Origin of the sequence: Mesorhizobium sp. LjRoot246 (assembly GCF_964254115.1) — a bacterium.
Classification (GTDB): Bacteria; Pseudomonadota; Alphaproteobacteria; order Rhizobiales; family Rhizobiaceae; genus Mesorhizobium.
On sequence record NZ_CAXUSN020000001.1, the window covers coordinates 3,330,105 to 3,343,244 of the forward strand.

The window sequence follows — 13,140 nt, forward strand, 5'->3', positions numbered from 1 at the left end:
GGTCGTTACTTCCTGGCAAGGCCGGGAAGCGTGACCTGATAGACCAGGAACATGGTGTCGACATCGGCGCCGTCTTCCGCCTTGTAGGGCGCACCGACCTGAAAGCCGTCCTGGGCAAGGAAGTCGTTGTCGTTGGCGACGAACAGGAAGTAGTCGTCGGGCAGTTTTGGATCGAGAACGCTGACCACCGACATCGCCTCCCACTTCTCCGACAGGTTGTTCTTGTCGTTCGGCGCGCCATTGTGCAGGCCGAAGCGGCCGAGTTCGGCACTTTCGTTGATGTCGATGAACGGCGTCAGCTTGGCCGGCGTCACCGAGGGATCGAGGACGCCCTTGGCGGCGACCGGCTTGTCGGCTGCATCGAAGGCGCCGCCTGCGATATCGGTCGCGGCCGAGAAGTCGACGACGAAGATCTGTCGCACCAGCGAGGTGTCACCCTTCACGCCCTGGCCGTTGCCGCTGTCGCGCGCCAGCATCAGGAAGGTCTGATCCGACAGCGCCACGATCTCGCTTTGCGCGGCGACCTTGGTCTTGCCCTTGGCATCCTTGAACACTGGCAGCGGCACGACATATTCGTGCGCCAGCTTGAGATGCGCGAGGTCGGATGCGTCGTAGACCAGCGCACGCGTGTTCTGGCGCGTCGCGGGCGAATCGCCGCCATCTTGGCGAGGCGCCGACTGCAGCACGGCGATCAGGAACTTGCCATCGGGCGTCATCGCCATGCCTTCGAGGCCCTGGTTGTTCTGGCGGCCGGTGTCGGGATCCTTTGGATCGGGCTCGGCGGCACCGGGACCCGGATTATCCGAGGCGAAGTTCGGCGCGCCGTGGCGCATCGGCACGAGTGCCGCCGGCGGCTGCGTCGCCGACATCAGATGTCCGTCGGCCGAGAACCGGTAGATGTTCGGGCCGTATTCGTCGGAGATGAACATCGAACCGTCGGGCAGCCGCACGATCGCCTCGTTGTCGAGCGCCAGCTTGCCGTTGTCGGCTTGCGGCAGGATCGGCATGTCGCCGCTTGCCGCGCGCACGCCGTTGAGCGGATCGAGGCCAGTGGCATCAGCGCCCTTGTCGTCGGTGAGAAGCATGGTGCCGGCGAGCGTTGCCTTGACTTCAGTCTGCTCCTGGCCGGCAGCGGGTGCCGCACCCGGTGCTACCGGAGCAAACTCGATGCCGATCGTGTTGAGGCGCGGCCGGTAGTCGGTGGTGCCGGCGACGTTGTAGCCGCGGTCCGGCAGCAGCCAGAGCGAGCCCTTGTAGCCGGAGGCGTCACGCGTCCAGCCTGATGTGTCGATCGCCATGCCGGAGCCCGAGCCGAACGTCTCGCCGAACTTGTCGCGCTGGGCGGCCGGAATGCGACCGACTCCGACCAGCCCCTTGTTGACGAAGCTGGTCCTGTCGGCGAGCGCCGGCGTCAGGGCGGTGAACAATGCCAGCGCGACGCCGAGCGGCGCGGTTCGGTGCAGATGTTTCATGGACAATCCTCTTTGTGACAGATGTGCGGAGCGGCCGCAGGACGAAAATCTGAAAGAGGTGCAACATCGACGATGCCGCGAGCGCCTCCCCGAAACGCGGTCTACGGCGCGAACATGATGCTTGCGTGACAGCGCGCTGTGCATGCCCGCCGTCTCCTTCGCGCGACGATAAAAACTTCCGCCTGGCTCAAAATTGATGCTATGGACACTTATGTCTAGTACATATACGGTCCGGCGCATCGGCTTCGTCACGTCGGGCGGATTTAGCTACATGATCGGCAAGAGCGTCGCGCTGGCGTTGGTGGACGACGATTTTGCCGAGGAGGGGACAGCGCTTTCGGTGCACATTGTCGGCGTCGAGCGGACGGCGCGTGTCATCGCGGCCTCGCCATACGATCCCGAGGGCAAGGCGATGCGGCAATGAGGAGGATTTCCAATGGTCGATGACGCGGCACGTGATGTCAGGCGCGAGCGCCGGCGTGGACGCACGGGCGAGGCCGGCAGCGAAAGCAGCCGCCGCCCCAACTACCATTCGCTGAAGAACCCCTTCCTGCCGCAGCCGATCTTTTCCGACGATCAGGTGGCCGCGATCCACGACACGGCGCTGCGGGTGCTGGAAGAGCTCGGTATCAAGGTGCTGCTGCCGCAAGCGCGCGAGCATTTCGCCAGCGGCGGCGCGCTGATCGATCCGGACACCAACATGGTGCGCATCGGTCGCGATATGGTGACGGCGGCACTGGCCTCGGCGCCGAAGTCGATCCATGTCCATGCCGGTTCCCGCGCCCGCGATCTGACGCTCGAACTCGGCTCGATGGCGTTCCTGGCCGGGAGCGGAGCGCCGAACGTCACCGACCTCGAACGCGGCCGGCGGCCGGGCACGCTCGCCGATTTCGAGGATCTGATGCGGCTGGTGCAGCATTTCGACGTGCTGCACATGCTGGGACCCTGCATCGAGCCGCAGGATGTCGACAACCGCTTTCGCCATTATGCCGTCAATCGTGCGCAGCTGACGCTGTCCGACAAGCTCCCGTTCATTTTCGCGCGCGGCACGCCACAGGTCGAGGACGGATTCGAGATGCTGCGGCTGGCGCGCGGCCTGTCGGAGGACGAATTTCGGGCGGGCGCGCATTGCTACACCGTCATCAACACGAACTCGCCGCGCCAGCTCGACATTCCGATGGCGCAAGGCATCATCGATTTCGCTGCGGCGGGGCAAGTCTCCGTCATCACGCCGTTCTGCCTTGCGGGCGCCATGGCGCCGATCACGGTCGCCGGCGCGCTGACGCTGCAGCATGCCGAGGCGCTGGCCGGACTGACGCTGGCGCAGATCGTGCGAACGGGCGCACCGGTCGTCTACGGCTCGTTCTCCTCCAATGTCGATATGAAATCCGGGGCGCCCGCCTTTGGCACGCCTGAGCATGTCAAGGCGACGCTGGGCGCCGGCCAGCTGGCGCGCTTCACCGGACTGCCGTGGCGATCGGGCGGCGGCAGTGCGGCCAACGTCTCGGACGCACAGGCCGCGCACGAAACGCAGTTCGCGCTGTGGGGTTCGGTGCTGGCCGGGGCGACGATGTGCATCCATGCCGCTGGCTGGCTCGAAGGGGGCTTGAGTGTTTCCTTTGAAAAGCTGGTCACCGACATCGAGGCTTTGCAGACGGTGGCTGAACTTTGTACCGCGACGCCTGGCGACAGCGATGCCATCGGTTTCGAGGCGATCGCCGAGGTGCAGCCGGGCGGGCATTTCTTCTCGGCCGGCCACACCATGGCGCGCTACCGCACCGCCTTCTACGAACCGCTGGTGGCCGACTGGTCGAATTTCGGCAACTGGACGCAAAGTGGCTCGAAGACGGCGAGCGAGCGCGCCACCGGCGTCTGGAAACGCACACTTGCCGATTTCGTGCCGCCGGCTTCGGCTGCCGCCACATCAGGCGTGCTGGACGAATTCATCGCGCGGCGCACCGAGGAGGGCGGAGCCGCACCGGTGTCGTGACCACTGTCGGAATTGTAGTGGGTGCGGAACCGGCGTCGCTTCCGGGCATTCATGGGAAAGGCCTGACGGAGGACGACATGGGTTTCGACCAGTATCACGAACCGCCTGAAGAGCTGTCGCAGAAGGTGCGGACCTTTGCCCGCATGATCACCTCGCTGATCGAGGAGGCGGAAGCGATCAGCTGGTACGAACAGCGCATGTCGGTGGAGAAGGACCCGCAGGCGCGCGCCATCATGCAGAATGCGCAAGGCGAGGAGTTCAAGCATTTCGGCATGGATCTCGAATTCCTGCTGCGCCAGAAGGAAGATTGGCGGGCGGAACTGAAGGAAATCCTGTTTACGTCAGGCGACATCGTCAAGGCCGGCGAGAAGGGCGAGAAGAAGGTGGACTAAGTTCTGCCAGGCAAATTTCACGGCCGATCCGGCGCAACTCCCGTCACCATCAATCGCTGTCGCGCGCGACCAGTTCCAGCGGCCAGACCTCGCGGATGATCCGCGGACCTTCCGGACCGGCGAAGGCGGGAAGCGACGCCAGCAGCATTTCGGCGAGGCGTTGTCCCATCGGCTCCAGCGCGGGGCGAAAGGCGGTCAGCGCCGGGGAAAAATAACGGCAGAGCGGCGTGTCGACGATGACGGTCACCGCCATGTCGTGACCCGGCCTGATGCCCATCTCTGCCAGAGCCTTGCAGCCGCCAAGCGCCATCGCGTCATTGTTGAAGATGATGGCGGTCGGTGGGTCCTTGGAGCGCATGACCTGCGGCGTCACCTCGTAGCCGCCAGCCTCGTTGATGAAGCCGGACGCGATCAGCTCGGGATCGACCTCGATGCCGTGCCGCTTCAGGGCCTTGCGGTAGCCGGCCATGAACAGATAGCCGAAGTTGAGGTCGAGTGACGGGCGGACGGCGGCGATGCGGCGGTGGCCGCGCGCCACCAGGCGGTCGACCGCGTCGGCGCCGGCCTTCTCGAAATCGAGGTCGAGCGAAGGGTAGGACTTGGCCCCGGAGCGGCTGCGGCCGAGCGTGGCGAACGGAAAGCCGGCCTTGGTGAGATAGTCGATGCGCTCGTCCTCGCGCCGCGTCCAGGCCAGCAGCACCGCATCGGCGCGACGCGTCTCGACGACACGGCGCAGGCGTTCCTGCTGGTAGTCGCCCGGCGCGCCCATGACCACGATCAGGTCGAGCCCGCTTTCGGCGAGCTTGGCCTGCAGTCCGGTCAGGAACGGAATGAAGAACGGCTCGCCATATTCCAGGTCGCCCGGATGCGGCTGCAGCATGAAGGCGATCGAATGGGTGGCGCCTTGCCTGAGACTGCGGCCGGACTGGTTCGGCGAATAGTTGAGCGTCCTGGCCGCTTCGAGCACGCGCTGGCGCGTGTCGGCATTGACGTCGGCGCGGCCGTTCAGCGCCCGCGACACCGTGCCGATCGAAATGTTCAGGTGACGGGCAAGGTCGTGAATGCTGGATGCCAAGTGACTGTACTCCCCCTTGCTTGGCTAGCACCGGTAGCCGCTCAGGCCAAGGCGATAAGACGATTTTCGCCAACGGCCAATTGACATTCTACGCCTTCGGGTGTGTTCTCGTAAACGTTTACGGAAAAACGTTTACGGTGATGCCGTGAACGCCGTGACTTCGGCCTGGAGGGGCCGAAGGGGAGGAGGATTGCTGGATGATCAATGCCGTCCTGGTCGGCTGCGGAGCCATGAGCAAGGCCTGGCTCGATGCCGCGCGGCAGCTCGACGGGCTCGCTATTGTCGGCCTTGTCGACCTCGACGCCGACAGGGCGCGGGCGAGGGCGCGCGAATACGACCTCGCCAATGCCGTCATCGGCACCAGTCTTGATGCCGTCCTCGACCAGACCAAACCGCAAGCGGTGTTCGATGTGGTGGTTCCCGCCGCGCGGCGCGAGGTTGCGCTTTCCGCTTTCGCCCACAATTGCCATCTGCTGACGGAAAAGCCGCTCGCCGACAGTCCGGAGAATGCGCGCGCCATCGTCGAGGCCGCGCGCCGGGCAAAGCGCGTCCACGCCGTCGTCCAGAACCGCCGCTATGTCGCCAATGTCAGACGCATCCGCAGGTTCCTGGACTCCGGCGCCATTGGTATGCCGACCAGCATCCACGCCGACTTCTTCGTCGCGCCGCATTTCGGCGGTTTTCGCGAGGAGATGGCCCATGTGCTGCTGCTCGATATGGCGATCCACACCTTCGATGCCGCACGCTACATGGTCAATGGCGAGCCCGCCGGCGTCCATTGCCAGGAATGGGAGCCGGCCAATTCCTGGTACCGGCAGGGATCGTCGGCCAGTGCGGTCTTCGATCTCGGCGGCGGCAAGGTCTTCACCTACGCAGGCAGCTGGTGCGCGGCCGGCTTTCGCACCAGCTGGGAGAGCGCATGGCGTATCGTTGCCGAGCGCGGCAGCCTCATCTGGGACGGTCATGACGGGCTGAAGGCAGAAGTGGTGGTGTCAGGCCGCGACGGCCTGATCGACAAAACCCAGCCAATCGACGTGCCGCCGCTCGACGCGTCCGACCGCATCGGCGGCCATCTCGGCATCATCCAGGATTTCGTCCGCGCCATCGAGACCGGCACCGAGCCGGAAACGCGCGGCGCCGACAACATCAAGAGCCTGGCCATGGTTTTCGGCGCCATCGAGAGCGCCGAAACCGGACGCCGCGTTGCAATCGCAGAGGAAGCACAATGATGCCCAACCCGCTTCTCGACATCCGGATCGGCACCATGGTGCGCGCCAATCTCGACGACCCGGCGGCTTACATCAAACAGATCCTGCCGCTCGGCTTCGAGAGCATCCAGCCCTTCTTCTGGCAGACGCTGGGCGGCAAGGACCTGCCGCGGCTCGCCGGCCAGATCCGCGAGGCGATCGGCGATGCCGACGTCACCGTGTCTTCGCTCGGCGTGTTCGGCAATCCGCTGGAGAGCGGCGATGTCGATCGCGGCGTGCTCCAGGCCTGGGAAACGGTGATCGACAACGCCCATCTGTTCGGCGCCTCGATGGTCAGCGGTTTCACCGGCCGCCTGCGCGGCAAGAAGCTGACCGACAGCCTGCCGCGCTTCAAGGAAGTCTGGGAGCCGCTGGCCAAACGCGCCGCCGACAAAGGCGTCCGCATCGCCTTCGAGAACTGCGCCATGGACGGCAACTGGGCCGCCGGCGACTGGAACATCGCGCACAATCCGGACGCCTGGGAGCTGATGTTCAACGAAGTGCCCGACGACAATCTCGGGCTGGAATGGGAGCCCTGCCACCAGCTCGTCTATCTGATCGACCCGATGCCGCAGATCCGCAAATGGGCGCCGCGCATCTTCCACGTGCACGGCAAGGACGCGACGGTGCGCTGGGACGTCATCCGCGAGCATGGCGTGTTCGGCGGCTTGCCGTTCGTGCAGATGCGCACGCCAGGCTTCGGCGACAGCGACTGGACGCGGGTGATCAGCGAATTGCGGCTGGCCGGATACAAGGGTGCCATCGATATCGAAGGCTGGCACGACCCTGTCTATCGCGACGATCTGGAAATCACCGGCCAGGTGCGGGCGCTGGAATATCTGAAGCAATGCCGGGGAGGAGCTACCTATCTGCCGAACCCGGTGTGACCGCAGGCCGGGCGGGAGGAGCCGACTGGTAAAAACTGTGGTGCTGCGCCGAAACGAACGCCAAACCCTCGGCTTGCGAGGACAAAAAGGGAGGATAAGTGCATGAGCATGACGATGAGAAGGACAGTTCTGCGCTCGACCGTCGTGGCCGCCGCCACGGTGCTTGCCGCTGCGATCTCCACCTTGCCGGCGCAGGCGCTCGACGCCAAATGGTGCAAGGACGTCCACATCCGCTTCTTCGTCGGCGGCGCCGAGGGCGACGCCTTCGGCACCATCGTCTACAATGGCGCCAAGCAGGCCGAGGCCGATCTCGGGCCGAAGGTGGACTACATCTTCTCCCAGTGGGACATCGAAAAGATGGTGCAGCAATTGCGCGAGGCGGTCGCGGTCAAGCCCAACGGCATCGCCATGATGGGCCATCCGGGTGACGCGTCGATCATGCCGCTGGCCGAACAGGCGCATAAGGACGGCATCAAGATGATGTACCAGAACGTGCCGGTGCCGAAGGTGGTGGAAGCGTTCGGCGGCGGCTATGTCGGCGCCCAGCAGGAGCAGCAGGGCCGCGCGCTCGGCGCCGAGGCGCTCAAGCTGGCTAAGCTGAAGGCCGGCGACAAGGCGATCATGATCGGTCCGTTCGAGAATGAGAGCCGGGGCGCGCGCGAGCGCGGCACGGTGGCAGCGCTCAAGGAGGCCGGCGTCGAGGTCATCCAGCTGTCCTCGCCGCCGAGTGGCGAATGGGCGTCCGATCCCAATCTGGCCATTCCGGTGATCACAGCGGCACTGCTCAACAATCCCGACGTCAAGGCGGTCGGTTATCCCGGCGGGCAGATGCTCGGCAACGTCCCCACCTACATGCAGGCGGCGGGACGCAAGGCGGGCGAAATCTTCAACTTCGGCTTCGACACCAGCCCGCAGATCGTCGAGGGTTTCAAGGGCGGCTGGGTGCAGCTCACGGCCGACCAACAGCCGTTCCTGCAAGGCTATCTGCCGATCCTCAGCCTCTGCCAGCAGGTGGTGCTGGGGCTGGCGCCGATGAATGTCGACACCGGCGCCGGCTTCGTCACGCCCGACAATTACGAGATCGTCGCCGAACTCGCCAAACAGGCGCTGCGCTGACCTCCCAAGCCGCCGGCTGGGATCAGGCCCCGGCCGGCGGGACCGCCGGCGACAAGGCCGACAAGAGACAATCAAGCGAGGATCCGATGGCCGAACGCCTCATCGAACTGCGCGACATCAGCAAATCCTATGGCCATGTCTATGCATTGGGCGGGGTCAATCTCAGCGTCGATCGCGGCGAGGTGGTCGGCCTGATCGGCGACAATGGCGCCGGCAAATCGACACTGATCAAGATCCTGTCGGGTGTGGTCAAGCCGACCAGCGGCGAAATCCTCGTGCGCGGCAAGCCGGTGACCGGATGGAGTGCCGCGCGCTCGCGCGAGGCCGGCATCGAGACGGTGTTCCAGGATCGGGCGCTGGCCGTGCAGCAGACCATCGTGCGCAACATCTTCATGGGCCGCGAACTGACCGGCTTCATGGGCTTTCTCAGGGTCAACAAGGAGATCGAGGAGGCGAGCCGGCTGATGCGCGAGATCGGCTTCACCTCGAAAGTGTTCACGCCGCAGTCGATCGTCGGCCAGCTTTCGGGCGGCGAGCGCCAGGGCGTGGCGATCGCACGCGCCATCTACAAGCAGGCGGAGCTGATCGTCCTCGACGAGCCGACGACGGCGCTGTCGCTGACCGAAACCGCCAAGGTGTTCCATTTCGTGCGCCAGGTGCGGGCGAGCGGCCGCTCGATCCTGTTCATCGGCCACAACATCCATCACGTCTTCGACATCGCCGACCGCTTCGTGGTGCTGGACCGTGGCAAGATCGCACTGACGACCGATCGCAGCGAGGTCAAAACGGCGGAAGAGCTTATCAATTTCATGGAAGAGGTCGCGCACCCCGGCGGATTGGCCGGACTGCACGATGCCGGCGACGCGGAGCAGAGAGCATGATGAGCAAGACCATGGAGCCTGATCTGCACGAGCCGTCCGCCGGCATTCCCAGTTCCCAGAAGGAATGGAGGCACCCGTCCGATCACTGGATGCGCGGCTTCATCCTCGACAACCGCGCTTCGCTCGGCACGCTCGGCGTGTTCATCATCATGATGGCGGTGTTCATCGTCGCCAACCCGACCGTCTTCACCACCTGGTATCTCTACCGTTCGGTGCTGACGACGCTGCCGGTGGCGCTGTTCGTGGTGGTGCCGCTGGTCTTCGTCGTCACCTGCGGCGAGATCGACCTGTCGTTTCCGGCGACGATGGGTTTTGCCTCATGGGTCTTCGCACTGGTCGTGCAGGCCGGCTACGATCCGTTCCTCGGCATCGCAGCTGCACTCGTCACCGGCATGCTGCTGGGTTTCCTGGTCGGCTCGCTGGTGGTCTATGGCGGGCTGTCGTCGCTGATTGCGACGCTCGGCATGAATTTCCTGCTGCGCGGCCTGATCCAGATCATCAACGAGGGCAAGTCGATGGCGTTTACCAGCCTTGCCGACAGCTGGGCCTACACGATCTTTTCCAGCCAGGTCCTGGGCATTCCGGTGCAGATCTTCTGGGCCATCGGCTTCGTCGTGCTGTCGGCGATGCTCTACAACCGCCACCGCTTCGGCGCGCAGGTGAGGGTGGTGGGCGACAATCCAGACAGCGCCCAGCAGATGGGCATCGACGTCAAGCGCGTGCGGGTGAAAGTGTTCGTTTTCGTCGGCATCGGGGCTGCGATCGCCGGCACCTTCTCGGTGATGATCAACTTCACCTGGTGGCCGACCGCCGGCGACGGCTATCTGCTGCCGGTGCTGGCCTCCGTGTTCGTCGGCGGCACGCCGACCTGGGGCGGCATCGGCACCGTCGTCGGCGGCGCCATCGGCGCCGTCACCGTGTCGTTCATCCAGACCGGCGTCGTCGCGGCGGGCCTGAGCGGCTTCTACGTGCAGTTCTTCAACGGCCTGATCATTATCCTGTCGCTGCTGGGGCATAAGTGGAACCAGGCGCGATATCGGTGAGCGGGACTGTTTCGCTGGCGGACCGCATACCTTGACGATTGGCGCAGACGCCCATCGTTTCGTCATCCTCGGGTCTCCGCGACGGAGCTACGCTCCTGCTCCGCCCGTGGATGACGAAGGTGGGAGCTGTCCGCGGGAAAACGCCACCCTCACACCGCCGCGACAAACCCGTCCAGCACGCGCTTCTGGCCGGCTTTGTCGAAGTCGATGGTCAGCTTGTTGCCTTCGATGGCCGATATGTTGCCGTTGCCGAATTTCTGGTGGAAGACGCGGTCGCCGACGTTGAAGGCGGAGGGCGTGTCGGAGACGGATTTGGCGACCAGTTCGCCGTCGATGGTGCGGCCCTTGACCGAGGTGCGGCCGGCGCCGTAGCCGGAATCCGTCTCGCCATAGCCGATGCGCTCGACCTGATGGCCGGAGCGCGAGCCCCAGTTGCGATCGGTCGCCTCGGTACGGTTGGCCTGCGCGCGCTGCCAGCCGGGCGTCGCGTAGGTGTTGGAGAAGGCGCCGGATTTTTCGCTGTCAGCGCCGACGGTGTCGAAGCGCGAGGCGCCATAGGGGTTTTGCCGTCCCGCGCCCTGGCCGCCGCGGCCGGAGGCAAAAGAACCGCCGCCATAGGAATTGCCATAGCCGCCATAGGAGTTGCCGCTTTCGGCGACCTCGACATGGGCTTCCGGCAGTTCGTCGAGGAAGCGCGACGGGATGGTTGATTGCCACAGGCCGTGGATGCGGCGGTTGGAGACGAACCACAGATGCAGGTTCTTCTTGGCGCGGGTCAGGCCGACATAGGCCAGCCGCCGCTCTTCCTCCAGCCCGGAGCGGCCGCCCTCATCGAGCGCACGCTGATGCGGGAAAAGGCCTTCCTCCCAGCCGGGCAGGAAGACGGTCTCGAATTCGAGGCCTTTCGCCGAATGTAGCGTCATGATGCTGACGGCATCGAGCCCGGCATTCTGCTCGGCGTCCATGACCAGTGCGACATGCTCGAGGAAGGAGCGCAGCGATTCGTACTCCTCCATGGAGCGGATCAGCTCTTTCAAGTTTTCCAGCCGGCCGGGCGCTTCGACCGAGCGGTCGTTCTTCCACATGTCGGTGTAGCCGCTCTCTTCGAGGATGGTCTCGGCGAGTTCGGTGTGTGGCGTGGTTTCCAACGCCTTCTGCCAGCGCTCGAAATTGGCCGCCACTTCGCGCAGGGCCGCGCGCGGTTTCGGCTTCAACTCGTCGCTTTCGGCGAGCTTGGCGGCGGCTTCCAGCATCGGGATGCGCAGCGCACGGGCCGTGTCGTGGATCTGCCGGATGGTGGCCTCGCCAAGGCCGCGTTTCGGTACATTGACGATACGCTCGAAGGCGAGGTCGTCGGCGCCTTGGGCGACGACGCGGAAGAAGGCCAGCGCATCGCGGATTTCCATGCGCTCGTAGAAGCGCGGGCCGCCGATGACGCGGTAATTGAGCCCGAGCGTGACGAAACGGTCCTCGAATTCGCGCATCTGGAAGGAGGCGCGGACCAGGATCGCCATGTCGTTGAGATTGTGCTTCTGGCGCTGATAGGCCTCGATGGTCTCGCCGACGGCGCGGGCTTCCTCCTCGGAATCCCAGGCGGCGTGGACATGCACCTTGCCGTCCTCCGGCTCGTTGCGGTCGGTGAACAGCGTCTTGCCGAAACGGCCCTCATTGTGCGCGATGAGGTGGGAGGCCGCGCCAAGGATGTGCGCGGTCGAGCGGTAGTTGCGCTCCAGACGGATGATGGTGGCGCCGGGAAAATCCTTGTCGAAGCGCAGGATGTTGTCGATCTCGGCGCCGCGCCAGCCATAGATCGATTGATCGTCGTCGCCGACGCAGCAGATGTTGACGGTGGCGCGGGTCTCAGTCGAAGAGCGCCCGATCTCCCCCCTAGAGGGGGAGATGTCGCCGGAGGCGACAGAGGGGGGCGCTGTCCCTCCAGCCTGTCGGTGCGAGGCGCCCCCCTCTGTCCTGCCGGACATCTCCCCCTCTAGGGGGGAGATTGGCTTGCCTTGAGGCCTCTGCGCCAACAGCCGCAGCCACATGTACTGGGCGGTGTTGGTGTCCTGGTACTCGTCAACGAGGATGTATTTGAAGCGCTTGTGGTATTCCTTCAGCACGTCCGGATTGGCGCGGAAGATGCGGATCGGGTGGCACAGGAGGTCGCCGAAGTCGCAGGCGTTCAGCGTCTTCAGCCGCTCCTGATAGGCCTTGTAGAGTTCGCGGCCCTTGCCGTTGGCGAAGGCGCGGGCATCGCCCTCTGCGATGTCGGCCGGGCCTTGGCCCTTGTTCTTCCAGCCGTCGATCATCTGGGCGAACTGCTTGGCCGGCCAGCGCTTGTCGTCCAGCCCCTCGGCCTGGATCAATTGCTTGATCAGCCGCACCACATCGTCGGTGTCGAGGATGGTGAAGTCGGAGCGCAGGCCGGCAAGTTCGGCATGTCTGCGCAGCAGCTTCACTCCAATCGAGTGGAAGGTGCCAAGCCAGGGCATGCCCTCGACATTGCCTTCGCCGATCAGGACGCCGATGCGGATCTTCATCTCGCGCGCGGCCTTGTTGGTGAAGGTCACCGCAAGGATCTGCGAGGGGAAGGCCTTGCCGGTGGCGAGGATGTGGGCGATGCGGGTGGTGAGCACGCGGGTCTTGCCGGTGCCGGCGCCGGCCAGCACCAGAACCGGGCCTTCGGTGGTTTCCACAGCCAGTCGCTGTTCCGGGTTCAGCCCCTTCAGATAGTCGGGCGCATTGTTTTGACCGCTGCGGGCGGCCATGGCGCGCGCGGCAATGCCCGACGGGGCCGAGGGCCGCGCATTGGGTTCATCGAAAAAGGGCATGTCTTCGGAAAAGCCGGACATCGCCCCGAATGTAGTGATTCGGTGGCGAAAGACCAGAACTGTCTACGTTTTGTTCCGCTAAAGTGCCTGATTGGCTGCCTCGCTCGCGCTGCGGTCGATGTTATCACCAGTTGCGATGGAACAAACATTACCGCTTGCGCTCATGGCCTGTGCTTGACAGGCGGGACCGTCAGGAGAAAGTTGTACTC

10 protein-coding genes and 1 pseudogene are annotated in these 13,140 nt (G+C 64.8%); 8 read left to right on the forward strand and 3 right to left on the reverse strand.

Going from position 1 to position 13,140, the window contains the following annotated elements:
• Positions 1–5: 5 nt before the first annotated feature.
• Positions 6–1,472 (reverse strand): esterase-like activity of phytase family protein, encoded by a 1,467-nt coding sequence (locus tag ACSQ3L_RS16080; RefSeq protein ID WP_436160847.1) that lies wholly within the window; start codon positions 1,470–1,472, stop codon positions 6–8.
• A 232-nt stretch (positions 1,473–1,704) separates the two neighbouring features.
• Between ACSQ3L_RS16080 and ACSQ3L_RS16085 the strand changes: the two are divergent.
• The 3 genes and pseudogenes from ACSQ3L_RS16085 to ACSQ3L_RS16095 all read left to right on the forward strand — a co-directional run.
• A pseudogene (locus ACSQ3L_RS16085) lies at positions 1,705–1,896 on the forward strand (glycine cleavage T C-terminal barrel domain-containing protein); the annotation flags it as partial.
• A 12-nt stretch (positions 1,897–1,908) separates the two neighbouring features.
• A complete protein-coding gene (locus tag ACSQ3L_RS16090; RefSeq protein WP_436160848.1) occupies positions 1,909–3,462 on the forward strand; it encodes a trimethylamine methyltransferase family protein in 1,554 nt (517 codons plus the stop codon).
• Positions 3,463–3,539: 77 nt separating this feature from the next.
• Positions 3,540–3,854, forward strand: a complete 315-nt coding sequence (locus ACSQ3L_RS16095; RefSeq protein ID WP_436160849.1) for a ferritin family protein — start codon at positions 3,540–3,542, stop codon at positions 3,852–3,854.
• Between the two features lie 49 nt (positions 3,855–3,903).
• On the opposite strand, the gene ACSQ3L_RS16100 is transcribed toward ACSQ3L_RS16095, so the two are convergent.
• Positions 3,904–4,929 carry a LacI family DNA-binding transcriptional regulator gene (locus ACSQ3L_RS16100; protein ID WP_436160850.1) on the reverse strand — a complete coding sequence of 342 codons (1,026 nt, stop codon included), beginning with the start codon at positions 4,927–4,929 and terminating at the stop codon, positions 3,904–3,906.
• A gap of 197 nt (positions 4,930–5,126) precedes the next feature.
• On the opposite strand from ACSQ3L_RS16100, the gene ACSQ3L_RS16105 reads away from it, so the two are divergent.
• The 5 genes from ACSQ3L_RS16105 (at position 5,127) to ACSQ3L_RS16125 (ending at position 10,103) form a co-directional block, all read left to right on the forward strand.
• Positions 5,127–6,158, forward strand: coding sequence for a Gfo/Idh/MocA family protein (locus ACSQ3L_RS16105; protein WP_436160851.1), 1,032 nt, complete (start codon positions 5,127–5,129; stop codon positions 6,156–6,158).
• Positions 6,155–7,063 (forward strand): sugar phosphate isomerase/epimerase family protein, encoded by a 909-nt coding sequence (locus tag ACSQ3L_RS16110; protein ID WP_436160852.1) that lies wholly within the window; start codon positions 6,155–6,157, stop codon positions 7,061–7,063. The genes ACSQ3L_RS16105 and ACSQ3L_RS16110 overlap by 4 nt, the downstream gene beginning before the upstream one ends.
• A 102-nt stretch (positions 7,064–7,165) precedes the next feature.
• Positions 7,166–8,179: a substrate-binding domain-containing protein gene (locus ACSQ3L_RS16115; protein WP_436160853.1), complete on the forward strand. Its 1,014-nt coding sequence runs from the start codon at positions 7,166–7,168 to the stop codon at positions 8,177–8,179.
• Positions 8,180–8,265: 86 nt separating this feature from the next.
• Positions 8,266–9,060, forward strand: a complete 795-nt coding sequence (locus ACSQ3L_RS16120; RefSeq protein WP_436160854.1) for an ATP-binding cassette domain-containing protein — start codon at positions 8,266–8,268, stop codon at positions 9,058–9,060.
• A complete protein-coding gene (locus tag ACSQ3L_RS16125) occupies positions 9,060–10,103 on the forward strand; it encodes an ABC transporter permease (protein WP_436163461.1) in 1,044 nt (347 codons plus the stop codon). The genes ACSQ3L_RS16120 and ACSQ3L_RS16125 overlap by 1 nt, the downstream gene beginning before the upstream one ends.
• A 149-nt stretch (positions 10,104–10,252) precedes the next feature.
• On the opposite strand, the gene ACSQ3L_RS16130 is transcribed toward ACSQ3L_RS16125, so the two are convergent.
• Entirely contained in the window at positions 10,253–12,952 is a 2,700-nt protein-coding gene (locus tag ACSQ3L_RS16130; protein WP_436160855.1) for an ATP-dependent helicase, read from the reverse strand.
• Positions 12,953–13,140: the final 188 nt, after the last annotated feature.